Here is a 19,028-nt window from a genome sequence, read left to right on the forward strand (position 1 = left end):
CGACCGCTCTAGACAATGCGGTTATGGAAAGTTTCTTTAATAAGTTGAAAGTCGAAATCGGCCCATTGAACAATTATTCATCAGCAAAAGAGTTGATTGATGCAATTAACAATTGGATACTGTATTATAACAACACACGAATTCAAGCAAAATTAAACGGCCACTCACCGGTAGAATACCGACAAATGGCCGCTTAATCAGCTAAAATATTTTACTTTAACTTTTTGGGTACACCGCATTATTGCGGTGTCTTTTTTTGTACCAGTGAATGAAACTTGAAAAAATCTGAACGTTTTGTAAAGGCGCTTGTTATTAGGACAAATTTTCCCGGTAGGTGTGCTAAACTTAGGGATAAGAAACATATATGATAGGAGAACACCCATGAAAGCATTTCGCGAGATTATGTCTTGGGTTATTCCGATTGCTATCGGATTAATTATTGCGCTCTTGATTAAGTCTTACTGGTTTACGTTGGTCCGTGTTGACGGAACTTCAATGGAGCCAAATTTGACTAACAACGAACGTGTATTTGTCTTGAAGCCAGACAAAGTTCACCGAGGAAGTGTCGTGGTATTTGATGCTTATGGTGAAGATCCAGAAGTTGATGGTCACAAGGATTACGTTAAGCGTGTAATTGGTATGCCTGGTGACACAGTTAGCGCTGTGAATGGTGTTATCAAGGTTAACGGCAAGGTTGTTGATCAAGATTTCATTCCTGAATCTGAGCAAACGGCAACGAATACGGTTAACAACGTTGGTAACTGGTCAAGCTTGACTGAACTTGGTGACCACATGGGTTGGCAACGCCAAAAGACGGTTAAGGTGCCAAAGGGACAATACTTTGTCCTTGGTGATCACCGTACAGTCTCAAACGACTCACGTTATTGGGGATTTGTCAGCGAAGACAAGGTTTTGGGTGTTGTGAAGGTGCCATTCTGGGGTAACGCAGAAAAGAAGGCTAACATTAACACACAATGGAAGACATTCTTTGAGAAGTAATGAAAAATGCGACTAGCTAAGTGCTAGTCGCATTTTTTTATATCGGTAAGATTAATGTTTGGTCATCCACAGACACAATTTTGAGTGGCGTTTGGAACGCCGCAGAAAGTTTGGCCTCATCTAGCAAAGTTTGCTTGTCAGCTGTTAACAATTCACCCGATTTGTTAAGCAACCAAATGGCATCGCTGTAAGCAAAGGCCTGATTTAAGTCATGCAGAACCATAATCACTGTCAATTGGCGTTCTTTTTGGACACGCTGCAACGTTTTTAGAAAGATTTGCTGGTATTGCAAATCCAAATAAGTAGTTGGCTCATCAAGAATCAGTAAATCTGGTGCTTGATGCAGGACAAAGGCTAGCCAAGCGAGTTGCTGTTGGCCACCAGATAGCGACATCATATTTTGATCAAGCAACGCTTCGAGTTGTAAGGCGTTGATAATACGCTCATCCAAATCCGGTTGCTTAATCGTTAAAAGATCGCGTACTGTCAGCGGTTCAAACAGCTCGTTTTTTTGTGCGAGTAACGCGATTTTCTTTGGCCGTTCCGTGATAAATCCGGTCGACGGCTTTAGGTCATCGGTTATTAATTGCAACAAGGTTGTTTTTCCAGCTCCGTTTGGACCAATCAATGTCGTAATGCGATTGGGTTCAAGCGATGCCGAAACATCATTCAGAATACGTTTCTCATTGCGATTGAATGAAACTTGATTAAATTTAAGCATGGCGACCACCTCGAATGAGCATTAGAACGAATAATGGCCCACTAATTGCGAGCAAGACGGCACTGGTCGACAATTCTTTAGGCGCTAAAATCGTTCGGGCGATGGTATCAGCGTTTAATAATAATAAGCTGCCCCACAAAGCAGTCGAACCAATTAACTGTTGTGATTTCGCTTTTGGTGACATTAACCGAGCGATTTGTGGCAGAATCGCCCCTAAGAAAAAGACGACGCCAATCAAGCTAGTTAAAGCGCCAATCCAAATACTAATGGCGATTAAGACATACCACATTGTGCGTGATTCGTTGATTCCCAGCAGACGAACTTGCTGAGATGACAACGCGAAATACTTTAAATGATGCCAAACCAAGAGTAATAAGATACTACCGACTAACCCGCTGATGGCTAGTTGGACAACTTGCAACCAAGTGACGGTGCTGAGTGTAGGTAATGGTAGGCCGAATCCTTCACTGGCAATGTTTGTGCCCGCTTGAAATGTCATCGCGGTTGCAATGCCAATCAAAATGAGCTGTAAATTACCACGATTAGTCGGCATCACGAGGCGCCACCCGATCATGATAATGATGCCGGTAAGTGCCCCGACAATAACATTATTGGCTAGTACGCTTGGGATTAAAACCAACGCACCTGTTGTGAAAAACTGACTACCGTTCATCATGCCTAAGATCGAGGCATCGACAAATCGATTACGTAAGACAAGTTGTAGTAACAAACCATTGGTGCCGATAATGGCGCCACCAATAATACTCACGATAATGCGTGGCAGTCGGTAAGCCAGGATGAGGTGCCATGCGTCATTATTTGAAAAGACTGGCAGGCCAGTGCTACCAACCATCAAAGCGATGACAACGCTGATGATTAGCAAACCAACTAGCACCCAATTATAAAGATGTTTCATAGGCAGCCCCTTTAATTTCCTAACCAAGTTTTGAGTTGATCGAATGCTTTTGGCGCATTGAGATTGGCTGTCATACCAAAAATAGGTTCTTTGGCTTGATAGACGTGCCCGTTTTTCACAGCATTAATAGCCTGCCAATTGTTTTGGGCAAACAGAGCATCAAAACTTTTGAAAACATTGTCGGGCATTGCATGCGCCATGGTAATGATGACATCAGGGTTCTCGGATGCGATTTGTTCAGCGTTCAAGTTCGTATACGCTGAGTCACCTGCCCCAATGACATCCCCACCTGCTTTAGTAATTAAATCACCGACATAGCTGTGTTGGGTGCCGATCAAGAATGAACCACCCGGCATCCCCATGAGTAGTGCAACTTTTGGTCGGGATGCTAATTTAACGGGCTTAATGGTCAATTGTTTAACTAGTTGCTTTGCTTCAGTTTGTTTATTGTATTGGTCCCCGACTGTGTTAATGCTACTTTTTAACGCATCAAGTGTTGAAAAATCCAATGTCTGCGTCGCGATATGATCGCTGGCTAACTTTTGTTGGTAGTCATCAACCAATGCGCTATCTAAGTAGACCACATCAGGTTTTAGTGACGACATTTTTTCCAAATTAGGTGCAACGTGATTACCAACTTGAGGCAACGTGGCATACCGTTTTGGCAGTGTTTGTTGCTCACCAGGTGTGGGCACCCCAACTAAGGGGATGGTTAATTTATCAAACACTTGGGCTTGCGCATTTGTAGTGACGATTATCCGTTTTGTTGGGGATGACGCTGTATGTCCGTCCTTTTGCGTCACTAACCATACCCAACCGCCAGCTAGTATTACCAAAATAATGAATAGGATACTTAATCCAGTTAGTTGTTTTTTTGACATGGCTTACTTCTTCTTTAGTAGATTTAGCGCAACTGCACCGGCAATTCCAATCACTAATCCACCACCGATAATCGCTGCAATCGGCAAAGGTGTTTCACTAGTCGCTGTGTCCGTTTGAGGTGTGACCTCTTTCTTAGTCACAGGAACTTTTTTCTTATCACTAACATTTGCCGAAGTTGAGACTTCACTACTTGTTGAAGTTGTTGATGAAGCATTGTTTGATGTAATCGCCGAACTATCAGTCGAAACTGATTCACTCGTTACACTTGATTGGGTTGATGTGCTGGAAGCGCTTGAAGTAGTAGCACTGTGCTGTGCAACAGATGACGAAGCAACTGTCGCTTGCTGTGGCGCCGGGACAGTTGATCCATCAACAACTAACCCAACCGTGTAATTGTGGTGATAGTTGATATTATCAACATCGACACGAATATTGGCATTGTGACGGGCACTTAGGTCGTTTGTGCGGAAAGTATAAGTGATTGTTTGATTATTTCCCGCTTGACTCTTGGCGATTGAAACACCACCACCATCAACGCTCAGCATCTGGACCGGATAATTACCTAAACTTGTATCAGTTGTAATCGTTGATGTGATTGAATAACCGTTATCACTGGGTGTAACGGTTGCCGAACCAGCAAAATAGGCCGCCGCATACGACGTTTTATTTGTACCGTTCTCTAAAACTTGCATCGGTACAGTATAACTATCTGCAGATACAAAATATGTTGGCGTTAGAATTGTCGTTAAGCTAAGCGCGACGGTAATCAAAATTTTTTTAATCATTATTATTGTGCTTTCTCCAAATATTTAAGGCGAGCGATGTGCCGATAAAGCCAATAGCTGTTGCAATTGAAGCACCGATGGCAATCATAACGGCACTCATATTAGAATGTTCCGCCGTCACCTTAACGCTTGAAAGATGGCTAGAACTATTGGTAGCTGGCAGGTGCTTTTGTGCGACGTGAATTTTGTGTTGCTTTTTCTCGGATGTGCTCTTTTGAGTTGCTGATTGAGCTTGGTTTGTGGTCACTACTGTGTGTTGTGGCGTCTTAACAGCTGATTGTGGCATTACAACCGCCGGCGCAGTGGTTACGGAATTTGTATCGACGGGCGCTTTACTTGTAGATGCGCTGGATGCCGTTGTGTTGTTAGACATACCCGCGGTACTAATGGCAGTGTCCGGTGCTACAACCGTTGGCGTATTATCAGCCACGCTATTACTTGTTTGTGATGTAGAAGTTGTGGCCGTATTATCGCCAATAACCAAGCGAATGCTGTAGTAGTTGTCGTAAGGCATTGGTTGTGTAAACGCCACGTGAATATTAGTGATAATTGGCGCTGATAATTCTGATGGTGACAATGTTAAACGGACAACTGATTGGTAGAAACCGCTGTCCAATTCGGTACTGATAACCTTGGCATCGTGTGTTGCATCATTGAAAGTAATAGGCGATTGCCCCATCATTTCTGGCGTATGCGTTGTAATGAAAGCAAAGTAAGATCCATCTGCATTTTTGACTAACTTAATTGTTGGCAACATGTAGGTGGCAGCCATTGAAGGCTTGTCATTATCGGATTGCAGAATAGTTAAACTACGCATTTCCTCTGTGATATCTGTCTTTGGTGTGTCAGGCTTCGTAATGGGCGTTGTAGAAGGACTCTTAGTGTTCTCGGAGCTAGATGAACTATTAGTCTTAGAAGACTCGGAAGAACTCTTAGCATTTTCAGAGCTAGAAGAGTTGCTGGTCTTAGAAGACTCAGACGAACTATTGGTCTTTTCTGAACTAGAAGAACTGTTAATCTTAGAAGATTGAGAAGAACTCTTAGCATTTTCAGAACTAGAAGAGTTGTTGGTCTTAGAAGATTGAGAAGAACTCTTAGTTTTTTCTGAACTAGAAGCACTGCTGCTCTTAGAAGACTCGGAAGAACTCTTCATTGAAGAACTCTTAGAGCTATCAGCATCGGATGATTTACCAATGACAAGCTGAATAACGTAAGGGTGATCGTAGCTCATTACTCCCTGAATCGTAAATTTGACATGTATATTTGCTAAAATCGGCGCTGAAATTTCTGAAGCTGATAGCTTAAGACGAATAACTGATTGATAGTTATCATTGACTAATGTCGTACTAACTACCTTAGGTTCATGTTGCGTGTCCGTAAATGTAATTGGTGCGTTACCCATAGTTTTTGGGGTATTAGTCGTTATATAGGCATAATAAGAACCATCCGAATTTTTAACCAATTTAATAGTGTGCAACAGGTATTGTGCAGCTACTGATGGCTTACCTTTGTTCTCACTTTTTGGATCTTGTAGAATGCTTAACTCATGTGTCTCTTCACTAACAGGCGTTGTTGGTGCATCGGGCTTTTTATCTGGTGATGTTGAAGCATTGTTCTTGTCATCGTTAGTATTTGGTGCATGTTCAGTAGCATCAAGATACTTTTGAATATCAAGCGAGAGATCAAAAGTTGGACTCATAAACACAAATGAACCACCTAACATAATGTTAACGTGGGACGTTATGTGCTGATTTAGCATTGCAACTGGTAACGTTACCGTCCAATGGTTTTTGTCGTGCTTTGCAGCGTACCCATTAAAACTAAAATCGCCGAGAGATGCTTGATTCAATCCTTTTGAATCTTCAACAAGATCCAATGTGGCTTGACCGTTCTTCACTGTGACAGTTGCTGAAGGACTTAGATAAGGTTTCAAGGCAGATTCACGTGTTTCATCAATTGCATATGTTTTAAGTGGCACTTCATATGTACCGTCTTTCAATATGTGTGAATTATCAGTAACCGCCCCGTTATTTTTTGTGTCGTTAGCAGTTTTTGTTGCTGAAGACCAATCAAAGTATAGGTCAGATGATTCAGGCGTTACTTTTGAATGGCTCTCTTGAAAACCGTTTGCGTCAGCGGTTGAAAAAATAATCAATGTTTTGATGACACCATTCAATTGGCTAGTGGGCAACGTAACAGTGTAAGTATTATTGTTCTTATTGAAAGTAGCTTGAACTAAATTTGGTCCAACTTGATAACGGTATAAGGAACTTAGGCCGATTTTTTTGAATCCAAATGGAATGTTATCGTTGCCGTTCCATCGTTGTTAATTGTGACTTGCTGTTTTGAATCAAAATATTTAGCGAATTTGGATTCAGTACCGTTATTTCCTTGCGTAGGTACCGTACCAGGTTCGTAGGCGCCACCTGTCTTATAGTTATATGCAGTAACGTCATAAACACCCGGTTTTAAATTAGTAGCGGATGATGATGTTGAAGTTTTTTGCAAGACTTCTGATGCAAAGATAGTTTCTGAGTTGGTTTTGCCATCAAAAGATGTTGTCAACGCAATTCCGCCCAGAATAATTGTTGAAAATAACATTACCGTTCGTGATAAATGATGCATGATAAATACATATCTCCTAACCTGAAAATACACTTCTACGTGTGCTTGTTATGAGCATTCGAATAAAGTGAATGTCGTAACATAGGTCATTCTATGCAGAAATTTCTACTAGAAACAAGGAAGGCTCCAAGGTTTAGGAGTGTTTTCTAATGGTAGGTTATTTTTTTAAGATACAACGAAAAGCAAATAATTATTAGCAGTCGTAAGTTGCTGTTTCAACTTGTGTAGTCGCGATTTTAAATGTTATTGACGTTTGAAAATGTTAAGTGCAAGAGAGGCACCAACAAATCCGACTGCAGCAGTAATCGCAACACCAGCACCAATCATTGCTGCGCGTGCAATTTTAGATTGCTTAGGTGCTTTTGGTTCTGCGACCTTGGTAGCAGTTTTTTCAGCTTTGTTCTTGGCAACCTGCTTCGTTTGAGCAGGTGCTAGCTTGATTTTCTTATCAGATGTTGCTGTTTGTGACGTAACGACAGTTTGAGGTGACGCAACTAAACGAGTTGTCGCCAAAGGTGTGGCTGCCATTGGTACCGATGAAGCTACAGCAGTGAATGCAACTGGCGCAGGATCAAAAGTCGTTGCCGTTGCCTCTGTTTCACGTGGAACAATCACTGTATCTGTAATTTCGTTTTGAGTTTGACTATTATTTTGGTTGTTAACTGATGCATCGCCAGACAATTGATCACCGATAACCAGACGAATCTCATAGTTCTCGTTATAAACGAGTGGTGATGTAAATTGCACGTGAATGTTAGTCAAAATTGGTGACGCAATTTCTGATGCGCTTAGCGTTAGACGGAAAACCGATTGATAGTAACCGTTCACCAGATTGGTGCTCATTAACTTAGCAGCATGTTTGCTATCGTTAAAGCGAATTGGATTTTGTCCCATCATCGCTGGTGTGTGCGTTGTTAGATAAGCGTAGTATGTGCCATCAGCGTTTTTGCTTAGCTTAATCGTTGGCAGAATATAGGTTGCGGCCATTGAGCTTTCGTTCTTATCGCCTTGTAAAATACTCAAAGCATGGGTTGCATCTTGCGCAACATCGTTTGATGTATCAGGAGTTGCAACCGGTGTATCACCTGCTGGCTTTTCAGGAGTTGATGGCGTCGCTGGCTTTGTATCCGTTGGCACGTCGCCGAGGCGAACTGCTTTTTCAACATCAAATACCATGTCGGCTTGAGGCTGTTCAATGATCGTACCATTCATTGAAATCGTCATACTGGTTGCAACTGTCTTGTTCAAGTCGGTAACGGGTAGTGTCACCAACCAGTGGTTACCAGATGCAGTTGCTTTAATACCGTTAAAGCGATAATTAGACATCATCCCCATGATAGAAGCGTTACTCGTTTCGATATCGATAGTTGCCTGACCATTCTTAACAGTGACTGTCGCTGGTGTCTTCAGGTAATTGTTCATGCTTGAAGCAGTCGTTGTGCCAGTCTTGTAGTTGGTTAATGGTACTGAGTAAACACCATTCTTTAGTGCTGTTTGACTCGGCTTTTCAGGATTAGATTCGCTAGGATTATCTGGTTGTGCTGGTGTCGTTGGCACTTCTGGTGCAACTGGATCAGTTGCGCCGGATTCACCCATTGCGCTGGTCATGTTAAATGACAATGTTGATGCATATCCCCTTGAAGGACTCATTGGAACGGATGTAAATGAGGCAATTTTTGCAATACCATTAGCATCAGGATTTAAATCCTTAGTTGGAATATCGAAAGTAATCATTCGTTGGCCGTTCACCGACTTGGTAATGTTGTCAAAAGTTAGTGACGGAATCATACCAAGCATTGCTTGCTTTGATTCTTGGTAGCTAACAGTTACTTGAGAGGTTAACCAACCAATCTTTGTTGAGAAGCTCTTGTCGAACCATGTATCCATTTTGTTATCGGCAGAAATCGGCAAATCATAAGAACCGGTCGTAAGCGATGAACTTGGCAAAAGTGATGATAAATCAAATGTGAGATTTGACTTGTAGCCTTTTGAAGGACTCATTGGCACGCTAGTAAAAGATGATAACGTTACTTTTGAGCCTGATGTTGGTTTCAAATCATCAGTGGGAATGGTGAATGTAACGGCTTGTTGCCCGTTAACTGGTAGCGTGATGCCATCGAACGTGAGCTCTGGAATCATAGACAATATGCTAGCTACTGAATCTTTGAAAGAAATTGTGACGTCAGTTGTAGCCCCTTTAACGGCTAACTTAGCAGTTGCGTTAAAATATCGGTCCATACTGTCACTGGCTTCCATTGGCACTTCGGCAGTGATAATAGCATCGGTGGTTGTCTCGTTAGATGTGCTAGCAACTGCTGTCGTTTCAGCAGCGTATGCAATGGTTGCAACGCTGTTAATCGATGTCGTCAACAGCATGCCACCCAAGACGGCTGTCGAAAACAATGAAGCAGTACGTGATAAGTTACTCATACTTGATATCGTTCTCCTAAAAAAATAAAATAAATCCCCGAAATAATAGCGATTGTGAAAATTCACAGAAAGTTCACAATTAAACTTTGACCATTCTATGCAGATAGTAAGATTTAATGCAAGTTTAATTCCGAAGTTTAGGAATTGTGTGTGTAAGTGTTAAAATTAAAACATAAAAATATTTGGGGAATGGTTATTAGGTATGAAACAAACATTTGCGGTCATTGGGTTAGGAAGATTTGGTGGTTCATTGCTTGAATGTCTAATTGCGGCCGATCAAGAAGTACTTGCGATTGATAACAATCCAGCTTTGGTTGAAAACTACATGGACGTCGCAACCCACGCCGTGATTGCAGATGCCCAAGATGAAGATGCGTTGCGTGATTTGGACCTACCTAGTTTTGATCACGTGATTGTTGCGATTGGGCACAATCAACAAGCCTCAATTTTGACAACGATTTTGTTGAAGGATATGGGTGTTCGTCACGTGGTTGCTAAGGCCGAAAACAACTTGCACGCTCGCGTGCTAGACAAGGTTGGTGCTGACCAGGTGGTACGACCTGAACACGAAATGGCGCAACGTTTGGCTGAACAAATCATGACACCAAACTTGATTAACTACATTGATTTGGGTGATAAGCACTCATTGGGTGAAATCAAGATTGCGAATTTGAAGTTTGCGAATAAGACAATTTCAGAATTGAATATTCGTAAAAACTACGGGTTGAACGTAATTGCGATTAAGTCGCAAGGACGCGTAGTCGTGGCACCAGAATCTTCAGAGATGATTCAAATTGGTGATGTGCTCACTGTTGTTGGTGAGAGCGTTGATGTGAAGCACTTTGAATCACTCGTTGAAAAGGTAAAGTAAGCCGGAAAGCTTGACTAATAAATAAGAAGTTATTATAGTTAACATTATTAATTGACGTCTTGATGAAGAAAGAGGTTCTCAGCTAAAGTTAACGACTTAAGAGAGCTCGCGGTTGGTGAAAGCGAGTGTGTTAACGTTGGGGATGGCGCTTTTGGAGAGATTTTCAATTGACCGTAATTAAGTTGCTCAGTCATCATCGATTGAGAATTAGGGTGGAACCGCGTTAATGAACGTCCCTATGTCAAATTTAATTTGGCATGGGGACTTTTTTTATACCCCATGCAGTGAGGGTTTATTATGGAAAATCAAAATGAGCAACGTGAATTGTCACGTGGTTTGAAGTCCCGGCACATTCAGATGATTGCCATTGGTGGTGCCATTGGAACGGGACTGTTCTTGGGATCAGGAACGGCAATCAAGGCCGCTGGTCCATCACTTATCTTGGCGTACATTATCACGGGTATCTTTGCTTACTTGATGATGCGAGCGGTTGGTGAATTGTTACTATCAAATACTAAGATGCGATCATTCATTGATTTCGTTCGTGAATATCTTGGGGATAAATGGGAATTTGCCATCGGCTGGGCCTACTGGTTAAGTTGGGCAAGTTTGGCAATGGCGGACTTAACAGCAACCGGAATATATCTGCGTTACTGGTTCCCCTTCCTACCGCAATGGTTAACGCCACTAATTGTGGTCGTGGTCTTGGTAGCATTGAACTTGGTGAACGTTCGCTGGTTCGGTGAATTGGAATCAGGGTTTGCATCGATTAAGGTTATTGCGATTATCGCGTTGATTGTTGCAGGTCTTGGCTTGATTGCAACTGGTTTCCACACGGGTGGTCACACAGCGAGCTTTGCGAACTTGGTTGACCATGGTGGCTTCTTCGCCACAGGTTTCTCAGGATTCTTGATGGCATTCCCAATGGTTATCTTCGCCTTTACTGGAATTGAAATGGTTGGGTTGACTGCTGGTGAAACGGAAAACCCAGAGCGTGATTTGCCAAAGGCAATCAACGCCGTTCCAGTTCGTGTTGGTTTGTTCTACGTTGGTGCGGTTGCAATTATCATGGCAATTTATCCTTGGAATGACATCAACACATCACAATCACCTTTCGTGCAAGTGTTCGCTGGTATGGGAATTAAGTTTGCCGCTGATTTGGTTAACTTCGTTGTGCTAACGTCAGCATTGTCAGCTGCTAACTCAGCTATCTTCTCAACATCACGTACGTTGTATGTGTTGGCAAAGAACAAGCAAGCACCACACTCATTGGCAAAGATTTCTAAGAACATGGTGCCGGTAACTGGTATGTTGGCATCATCAATCATCTTCTTGGCGGTTGTGTTGTTGAACTACTTCTTCCCATCACAAATCTTCGTTTTGATTACTGGTGTGGCAACAATTAGCTTTATCTTCGTTTGGATTTTGATTATGTTGGCGCACATCAAGTACAAGAAGACGACAGCATCAGAAACTAATCCATACAAGATGCCATTGTTCCCGGCAACGAGCTATTTGACGATTGCCTTCTTCTTGGCAGTTTTGGTTATCTTGGTTTTGGATCCTGCAACGCAAGTCTCAGTTATCGCCACAATCATCTTCTTCATTTTGATGATTGCTGGTTACACACTTTGGTCAAAGCGTAAGCAACAAACATTGTAAAAAATAAAAATTGGCAGTTCGCGTTTGCGAGCTGCCAATTTTTTTGCTTATTTACGATCTCCAACGGTAATCATTTGATTGTGCCACTTATCTTGTAGCAAGGCTTCCAAGTAAACAAGGGCAACTGTTTCACGTGAAACAGTTTGCGCAGGTGTCTTTTCGTGACTATCTGTGACAATTGCCTTTCCGGCTGCGCCACCATGGAACATAACAGGACTGATAACCGTAGTATCGAATGGTGAATTCATTAGCATTTCACCGGCTTGGCGTTGCTGGCTGAAGTAACCAGGCATTGCCTTCCAAAGTTCACCTTCACGACCAGTTGTTTCTTGGTTCATGCCACCGGCACCCAACCACAAAATACGTTGTACATCTGTACCAGATTGGTCAATCGCATCCAATAGTGCTTGCGCGTACGTTGGCATTGGTGATGATCCGACGAAGCTGACGATAATATCGGCATCACGGACAGCGTCGACCAAGCTTTCTGATTCATACATGTCACCAGGAAAGACTTGGTAGCTGTTTTGTTGGTCACGCGTTAGGCCACGTGGACGACGCGCTAACAATGTCAATTGCATATCGTTTGGCGCGACGTTTTCAAAATTATCGATAAAATACTGTGCGACGTTTCCCGTTGCACCAAGTACTAGTACATTTGTCATTGTTACCACCTCATTTTCTTGTGCAAATAATAGCACAGAAAATTAAAATAGTGGTTGCAAAAGGGCTAGTCCAGAATGAGTTGGTAAGCCATACGCTCACCGTGAGGAACTGGCATTTCAACCATGCCACGATAATCGAAGCCAAGGTTCGTCATCACTTTTTGCATAATCACATTCTTAGGGTACGTATCCATGCGAATATCATTAAAGCCGTGCTCCAAAGAAATAACCAGCAAATCTTGTAGGAATTGTTGGGCAAGTCCCTTACCACGAATGGTGCCGTCCATCCCCACACGGTGAATCGTCATATATTGCGTGGCATCCCCTGCCCATGAACCATCGATTTCTTCATAAGGTCCTTCTGGTCCAGGAATCAACTTGGCGATGCCGGATACCTTACCTTCATAAACTTGCACGTAAGCAATACCTTCAGCAATAGCTGTTTCAAATTCTGAACGAGAAGGTCCATCCCCATGTTGCCATTGTGGTGAATCTTGCTCGGCCAAAAAGGCAATTGCATGGTCAATAATTGTGCTAATGGCGTCCAAATCTGACAAACGCGCACGACGGGTATAAGTCGTCATAAGTATTCTCCTCAGAATAAAAGGGTTGTTTCTTACATAATAGGCTATTCTGGCCGAAATATGATGTCGATTAGTTATCAAGATGACAACAGATTAGCCAGTCAGCTTGTTGTCGCTGTGGGGCTCAGTTAGAATTGATAGTATCAAATGAAATTCATGAGGTTTCGACATGCAAAAACAACCAGGAGATTGGATCTTCCGTGCTGTTAAAGGTGCACTGATTGGATCTGGGTTTATCCTACCCGGTATTAGTGGTGGCGCATTAGCCGCTGTATTTGGATTATATGAGCGAATTATCAACTTCTTGGCGCACCCATTTAAGCGTTTGAAGGAAAATATTTTCTTTTTCTTGCCAGTTGGTATCGGTGCGATTTTAGGTATTTTCGCGCTATCATTTGCGATTAGTTTCGTACTTGGTAAGCACGAAAGCGTGGCCCTTTGGTTCTTCGTGGGGGCAATCGTTGGGACGTTGCCGTCTTTGTGGCGTGACGCTGCCAAGGAAGGACGGACCAAAGTCGATGTGGTGATTATGATTGTGGCATTTGCTGCGATGTTGGCCTTTTTGCTATTTGGTGCCCCTCTCTTTTCAGAAATTGAACCAAGTTTTGGTGCTTGGATTTTGGCAGGTGCTTTAATCGGACTCGGTTTGATTGTGCCGGGCCTTAGTCCATCTAATTTCTTGATTTACCTGGGACTGTACAAAGGTATGAGTGATGGTATTAAGCATGGTGACTTAAGTGTTTTGGTGCCAATTGTCATTGGATTGTTTGCCATCATTGCCCTACTATCAAAGTTCATGGCTTACATTTTCAAGGTTGCGTATGCTAAATTATTCCACGGTATTTTTGGAATTGTTTTAGCATCAACAATCATGATTGTGCCGAATGATTTTAACGACTTTACAATTATTCATGTTGTCATTTCAGTGTTATTGCTAGCGCTTGGAACGTGGCTTGGTTGGTGGATGAGTCGTTTGGAAGATAAGATGAATACGAAATAAAGATAAAGCGGTCGCACGAGAATATGCGACCGCTTTTTTTCAAAAGGTTAAGGAATTCGGACTTCAAGCTGGCACAACGGTAACTAGTTGCTAACGGTGCTACAATCACGTCACTTAATACTGATAGTGAATGAGGTAAACATTATGAATGTGACCATGCATTTAAATTTAGATAGTTTTGAATTTGAACTGGCAGATAGCCAGGTGATTGATGAATTAGTGAGTAAAAAGAAACTGAAAGTCACGATGTTAGATCATTATGGTCGCTTGTACGAAGGTGACTTGGCAGAAGCTTTTTCATCTGATGATTTGACGACACGTGATTTAGTACCGGGCAACTTATACTACGACATTGAAGATAAACGACTCGTGCTGCCGTATGAATTGTTGAAAAAGATGGACAAGCATTATGTTCATTTGGCTGCGGCAGTTGATGTCGAAGCGTTTGTCGCATTTTTGAAGCAAGCAGATCAAGAAATAAAACTGAATTGCAAATTATAAAAGCAGGCGGACACTAAATCCGCCTGCTTTTTAAATGGCACGCAAAATGGCCATACTTATGATACCAACTAAGACCGTCCACATAATGGATTTCGTTCGCCAAATTGTAAGCAATGTTGGAATCATTGCGAAAACGGCTAGCCAATTAATGCCAGGGAGTTGACCCGTTTTAATCACAACTAGATTTTCAAAAAATAAAGCTGTCATCAGGCTTAGCGGAATGAATGCTAAAAATGATTGGAGCCAATTTGGTAATTTACCAAACCGGACCAATACAAACGGTGAGATACGAGGTAACCAGGTAACTAATCCGGCAGTAATCAGCACAATGACGTAATAACTTGTCATACGAAACCTCCTGGGCGTTTAGCATTTAAATATGCACTTAGTCCGGCAGCAACCACAGTAGCAATCAGCACTGCGCTTGCACTACCAACGAATGGCACCATGATTAGATAAATCAAAATCGTGCTACCAACAGTTGTGATGATTAAACGGCGAGTTGTGACGACCTTGGCGGTATCGATTTGAAAATACCAAAGGGCCGCAAACATCGCGACTAATGCAAAATCCAAGCCGAATTGTTGTGGATTTGGAATGAACTGACCGAAAAAGGCGCCGACGAAGGTTGCGACAATCCACGCTAGATATGACGCGACGTTTACACCATGCTGCCAACCAACCGTGATACTTGGATTTGTATGATTGCTAGCAAATACACCATAAGACTCGTCGGTTAGCAGGGATCCCATACCAATCGCTGATGGCAATGATTGATGGCTAAATTTTTGCGCCACGGATAACGACATCAATAAGTGACGTGCGTTAACTAGAAAGACTAGAGAAGTAATCGCGGAAACTGGTGCCACGGAAGCAACCAAACTGGTCATTAAAAATTGGGCACTACCGGCATAAACAAAAATCGACATACCAACAATGAACCAAATCGGCAAATGCGCACTAACGCCCAGAATCCCAACCGTTAACCCAATACTCAAATAACCCAGCATAGTTGGTGCAGCGTCGAGTACACCTCGTTTGAATGTGTAAATTTCGTCCATAAGCCCACCCTACTTTCCCGATTCTAAAGATATGTGCAATTAAACCATATTGCCCTGAGAATCACTAACGAGAAATTTGGCATCGCAGTTAAAAATTGAATTTAAAGAAGCACTAGTTTAAGCTTTAATAAGTTCCAATGTAGTTAATTAAAAAACATCAAAAAAATAGACGAATCGCAATTACGATTCGTCTATTTTTGGTCTAAGCGCGAGAAAGTTCGTCTAAAGTTTTGCCCTGATCATCTTTTAGTTGAAGCCAGGTATTTGTACCGGCAAAATACAAAAAATGGCCAACTTCATTAGCGCTCTTCAAAATCACATCCTTGGTAGTGTGACCATTGGAAATGGCATCTGCGTGTTCTTCACGTAATGTTAGGGCGAATCGTTGTGCAAATCCAACTGAGCCATCCTTATTTAGTGGCATATCAGTTTGCAACGTTGCACCAGCGGCGATGATCATTTCATCACGCTTGCGCCAAGTAACGGTTGCCTTTGCACCATTGTAGTCAATGAAGAATGTCACATCTGCAAAAGCTTGCTTAAAACGATGTTGCACTTTTGCAGATTTTTTTGGACCACTAGTGTTTGTAACCAATGCTGCCAGGTGCTTCGCGATTCCGTCAGCTAAGTCGGTTGTACCAAGTAAGTCAGGCAATGCATTGGCTGTTTCTTCGGATAAGGTAATCGTGATTTTTTCGGGCATGAATAATTCCTTAAATTACTTGTGATATGGGCTGTGAGCGTTAATCATAAACGCACGATAAATCTGCTCAGTCAAAACCAGGCGCATCAATTGGTGTGGCAACGTAAAACGCCCAAAACTAATTTGGGTATTGGCGCGTTGCAATACTTCAGGCGCTAAACCGAGTGAACCACCGATGACGAAAGTGATGTCTGAATCACCACGAAGCGCCAACTTATCGATTTCAGCAGCAAGTTCTTCACTACTACGTTCGTTTCCCTTGATGGCCAAGGCGAAAACGTATTCCTTATCTTTGATCTTTGATAGGATGCGTTCACCTTCTTTGCCCATAACTTGGTCCATTTGGGCCTGTGACAATTGTTCGGGTGCTTTTTCGTCAGGAACCTCGATTATTTCGAACTTTGCAAACTTTTGCAAACGTTTTGCGTATTCTGCAATACCATCTTTCAGGTATTTTTCTTTCAATTTTCCGACACCAATGATTTTAATATTCATCCGTCTTAAACCTTTCTTAAGAAATTTATTGATTTCATCATAGTTTTTAACAGTTGTGGATAACTGTTTAAACAAATTGCAATTACTACCTTTTCCACATGTTACTAACAGGTTGTGAATTGGCTACAAACGTTATTATATCAAAGATTTATAGGGTTTACGTGGATAGTTATCCACATTTATCCACAGATGGGTAAAAATCGTGTGGATAACTCTGGAAACGTTAGAAACTCGGCATTTGATCATAATTTTTCACAATTTAAGCCACAAAAAATTCTGGAGTAAAAACAGTTTTGCACACCCTATTTTTACCTGAAATAATCGAATACAAAGTATGAAAAGGATGTAAGTTTGTAATATTCGGAAAACAGGATAATTTAGCATTATTTACATGAAAATTGTGATATTTACCGATAAAAGGCGTACATTTCGGCATGTGAATTCAGAAAGTCGCTAAAATCACCGAATTTAATTAAGGTTAAACTTAACAATTGTTTAGAAATGCCCAGATTTGGGGGTATTGCATGTAACAATTAGTTTCGCACAGGTTTTCCACACTGACTTTTCCCCCGTAGATAGTGGGTTTCATTGCACAAATGGCCATTTTATCCACAAGTTTTCCACAGGTTGTGGGGAAAAGAGTGCGGTTATCCCCTATTTATCCACAAAATTCTGTGTAAAACCTTCATCACGCATCCTGTATAATAAATCAAGTTGGGGGATACTTAATATTATGAAAAAACGATTCAGTGGTTTAACACCGCCACAAGTCTTAACGTTAGGTTTTTTGGCAATTATCTTTGCTGGCGCCTTGATTTTGACATTACCAATTTCGCATCAACAAGGTGTTCATATTAGTTTTATGGATGCGTTATTCACAGCTGTGTCGGCAACTGCAATTACAGGTTTGACCGTTGTGAACACAGCAACCACCTGGTCATTGTTTGGTCAGATTATTCTATTGATTATGATTGAAATCGGCGCGCTTGGATTTATGACGTTTGCGGTTTTGCTATTTGCAATTACCGGGCAGCGCATGGATTTGAAAGCCCGTTTGATGGCGCAACAAGCGTTGAATCTGCGCAATTTAGCGGATGTTAAGAGCGTGCTGCGATATGTATTTTCACTATCGGCAATCATCCAAGTAATCGGCGCCGTATTGATGATGCCGGACTTTATTCCCCGCTTCGGCTGGACGCACGGTATCTATTTGAGTATTGCATCATCAATTTCAGCCTTTGGTAATGCTGGATTTACATTTTTCGATGAACCAGTCTTCTTCTTACGCAACGATCCATACATTTTATTGGTTTGGATGTTGTTAATTTCAGCTGGTTCACTGGGGTTCCTGGTTTGGCGCGATTTGCTGTTGTTCCACAAGCAGCGTCGCTTGAGTTTGCACACCCGCGTCGCGCTACACGTTTCAGCTTGGCTAACGGGACTCGGCTTCTTGTTCTTCCTGTTCACTGAAAAAGTATTGGCGCCGTTGGCTAATTCGACTTCAATTGGTCATCGTGTGATGGATACACTATTCTTGGCAGTTGTCCCCAGAACGGCGGGGCTTGAAGTTGTGCCGCTTAGTTCGATTTCAGCAGCCGGCTTAATGATCATCATGCTGTTGATGTTCGTCGGTGGAACGCCAGGATCAACCTCTGGTGGTATTAAAACAACGACGCTTGGTATTTTGTGGTTGCAGTCAATGGCAGCCCTCAGAGGCCAAGAAACGGTTAATTTCGGTGGTCGTCGCTTTAGCCAAAAGATTGTAATAAAAGCGATGATGTTGGCCGTTATTTCCAGCGTATTCGTGGTCGGCGTGTCGTTATTGCTAACCATCACGGAAGCAATTCCTAAGGGCGAAGGCCTTGAATACATCGTCTTCGAAGTTATCTCAGCCTTTTCAACCACTGGTTTCTCGATGGGGCTCACCCCTCACCTAACCGATTTTGGTAAGATCGTCATCATGATTGTGATGTTCATCGGCCGTGTTGGTTTGTACACGGTTATGTTCTCAGTCATGAACATTCGTGAAAAGCCAACGAGTTTCCAATACCCAACTGAAGAAATCATCATTGGTTAAAAAATGAGCACCGACAATGTTTTGTCGGTGCTTTTTGTGTGCATTCTGGAT

General features: G+C 42.2%; 20 protein-coding genes. 7 read left to right on the forward strand and 13 right to left on the reverse strand.

Annotated elements, in window-relative coordinates; all coding sequences use genetic code 11:
- The coding region (locus tag C6P11_RS00005; protein WP_167849493.1) for an IS3 family transposase at window positions 1-197 on the forward strand (197 nt) is incomplete at its 5' end.
- Between the two features lie 184 nt (window positions 198-381).
- Window positions 382-999: a signal peptidase I gene (gene lepB / locus C6P11_RS00010; protein ID WP_003609873.1), complete on the forward strand. Its 618-nt coding sequence runs from the start codon at window positions 382-384 to the stop codon at window positions 997-999.
- 37 nt (window positions 1,000-1,036) lie between these two features.
- Here lepB and C6P11_RS00015 read toward each other — a convergent pair whose 3' ends face one another.
- From C6P11_RS00015 to C6P11_RS00045, 7 genes are all read right to left on the reverse strand, one after another.
- Window positions 1,037-1,720 carry an ABC transporter ATP-binding protein gene (locus C6P11_RS00015; RefSeq protein ID WP_135517860.1) on the reverse strand — a complete coding sequence of 228 codons (684 nt, stop codon included), beginning with the start codon at window positions 1,718-1,720 and terminating at the stop codon, window positions 1,037-1,039.
- Entirely contained in the window at window positions 1,713-2,636 is a 924-nt protein-coding gene (locus C6P11_RS00020; RefSeq protein WP_167849494.1) for a FecCD family ABC transporter permease, read from the reverse strand. Before C6P11_RS00020 ends, C6P11_RS00015 begins: the two co-directional genes overlap by 8 nt.
- Window positions 2,637-2,647: 11 nt before the next feature.
- Complete coding sequence (locus tag C6P11_RS00025; protein ID WP_135517861.1) at window positions 2,648-3,517, reverse strand: ABC transporter substrate-binding protein; 870 nt, start codon at window positions 3,515-3,517, stop codon at window positions 2,648-2,650.
- A gap of 3 nt (window positions 3,518-3,520) precedes the next feature.
- Window positions 3,521-4,303, reverse strand: coding sequence for an NEAT domain-containing protein (locus C6P11_RS00030; RefSeq protein ID WP_135517862.1), 783 nt, complete (start codon window positions 4,301-4,303; stop codon window positions 3,521-3,523).
- Complete coding sequence (locus tag C6P11_RS00035) at window positions 4,296-6,458, reverse strand: NEAT domain-containing protein (protein WP_167849495.1); 2,163 nt, start codon at window positions 6,456-6,458, stop codon at window positions 4,296-4,298. Before C6P11_RS00035 ends, C6P11_RS00030 begins: the two co-directional genes overlap by 8 nt.
- A gap of 116 nt (window positions 6,459-6,574) precedes the next feature.
- Window positions 6,575-6,928 carry a hypothetical protein gene (locus C6P11_RS00040; protein WP_135517864.1) on the reverse strand — a complete coding sequence of 118 codons (354 nt, stop codon included), beginning with the start codon at window positions 6,926-6,928 and terminating at the stop codon, window positions 6,575-6,577.
- Window positions 6,929-7,171: 243 nt separating this feature from the next.
- A complete protein-coding gene (locus C6P11_RS00045) occupies window positions 7,172-9,358 on the reverse strand; it encodes an NEAT domain-containing protein (RefSeq protein WP_135517865.1) in 2,187 nt (728 codons plus the stop codon).
- 202 nt (window positions 9,359-9,560) lie between these two features.
- Here C6P11_RS00045 and C6P11_RS00050 point away from each other — a divergent pair, with 202 nt between their 5' ends.
- On the forward strand, window positions 9,561-10,229 hold the full coding sequence (locus C6P11_RS00050; RefSeq protein ID WP_135517866.1) for a potassium channel family protein: 669 nt from the start codon (window positions 9,561-9,563) through the stop codon (window positions 10,227-10,229).
- Window positions 10,230-10,526: 297 nt separating this feature from the next.
- Window positions 10,527-11,891 carry an amino acid permease gene (locus tag C6P11_RS00055; protein WP_056972882.1) on the forward strand — a complete coding sequence of 455 codons (1,365 nt, stop codon included), beginning with the start codon at window positions 10,527-10,529 and terminating at the stop codon, window positions 11,889-11,891.
- Between the two features lie 47 nt (window positions 11,892-11,938).
- Here C6P11_RS00055 and C6P11_RS00060 read toward each other — a convergent pair whose 3' ends face one another.
- Window positions 11,939-12,556, reverse strand: a complete 618-nt coding sequence (locus C6P11_RS00060) for an NAD(P)-dependent oxidoreductase (RefSeq protein ID WP_135517867.1) — start codon at window positions 12,554-12,556, stop codon at window positions 11,939-11,941.
- A 65-nt stretch (window positions 12,557-12,621) separates the two neighbouring features.
- The gene (locus C6P11_RS00065) at window positions 12,622-13,140 is read right to left on the reverse strand and encodes a GNAT family N-acetyltransferase (protein ID WP_135517868.1); all 519 of its coding nucleotides are present in this window, start codon (window positions 13,138-13,140) and stop codon (window positions 12,622-12,624) included.
- 169 nt (window positions 13,141-13,309) lie between these two features.
- On the opposite strand from C6P11_RS00065, the gene C6P11_RS00070 reads away from it, so the two are divergent.
- Both C6P11_RS00070 and C6P11_RS00075 read left to right on the forward strand, forming a co-directional pair.
- Window positions 13,310-14,140, forward strand: a complete 831-nt coding sequence (locus C6P11_RS00070; RefSeq protein WP_135517869.1) for a DUF368 domain-containing protein — start codon at window positions 13,310-13,312, stop codon at window positions 14,138-14,140.
- A 144-nt stretch (window positions 14,141-14,284) separates the two neighbouring features.
- Window positions 14,285-14,641, forward strand: coding sequence for a cyclophilin-like fold protein (locus C6P11_RS00075; RefSeq protein ID WP_135517870.1), 357 nt, complete (start codon window positions 14,285-14,287; stop codon window positions 14,639-14,641).
- A 30-nt stretch (window positions 14,642-14,671) separates the two neighbouring features.
- Here C6P11_RS00075 and C6P11_RS00080 read toward each other — a convergent pair whose 3' ends face one another.
- The 4 genes from C6P11_RS00080 to rlmH all read right to left on the reverse strand — a co-directional run bounded on the left by C6P11_RS00080 (window position 14,672) and on the right by rlmH (window position 16,900).
- Complete coding sequence (locus tag C6P11_RS00080; protein WP_135517871.1) at window positions 14,672-14,989, reverse strand: AzlD domain-containing protein; 318 nt, start codon at window positions 14,987-14,989, stop codon at window positions 14,672-14,674.
- Window positions 14,986-15,702: an AzlC family ABC transporter permease gene (locus C6P11_RS00085; RefSeq protein ID WP_135517872.1), complete on the reverse strand. Its 717-nt coding sequence runs from the start codon at window positions 15,700-15,702 to the stop codon at window positions 14,986-14,988. The genes C6P11_RS00080 and C6P11_RS00085 overlap by 4 nt, the downstream gene beginning before the upstream one ends.
- A gap of 202 nt (window positions 15,703-15,904) precedes the next feature.
- Window positions 15,905-16,405: a hypothetical protein gene (locus tag C6P11_RS00090; RefSeq protein ID WP_135517873.1), complete on the reverse strand. Its 501-nt coding sequence runs from the start codon at window positions 16,403-16,405 to the stop codon at window positions 15,905-15,907.
- A gap of 15 nt (window positions 16,406-16,420) precedes the next feature.
- Window positions 16,421-16,900: a 23S rRNA (pseudouridine(1915)-N(3))-methyltransferase RlmH gene (rlmH, locus tag C6P11_RS00095; protein ID WP_003609837.1), complete on the reverse strand. Its 480-nt coding sequence runs from the start codon at window positions 16,898-16,900 to the stop codon at window positions 16,421-16,423.
- A 733-nt stretch (window positions 16,901-17,633) separates the two neighbouring features.
- On the opposite strand from rlmH, the gene C6P11_RS00100 reads away from it, so the two are divergent.
- Window positions 17,634-18,977 carry a TrkH family potassium uptake protein gene (locus C6P11_RS00100; RefSeq protein WP_135517874.1) on the forward strand — a complete coding sequence of 448 codons (1,344 nt, stop codon included), beginning with the start codon at window positions 17,634-17,636 and terminating at the stop codon, window positions 18,975-18,977.
- Window positions 18,978-19,028 lie beyond the last annotated feature (51 nt).

This window comes from Weissella confusa, assembly GCF_004766315.1.
GTDB classification, from domain to species: domain Bacteria; phylum Bacillota; class Bacilli; order Lactobacillales; family Lactobacillaceae; genus Weissella; species Weissella confusa_A.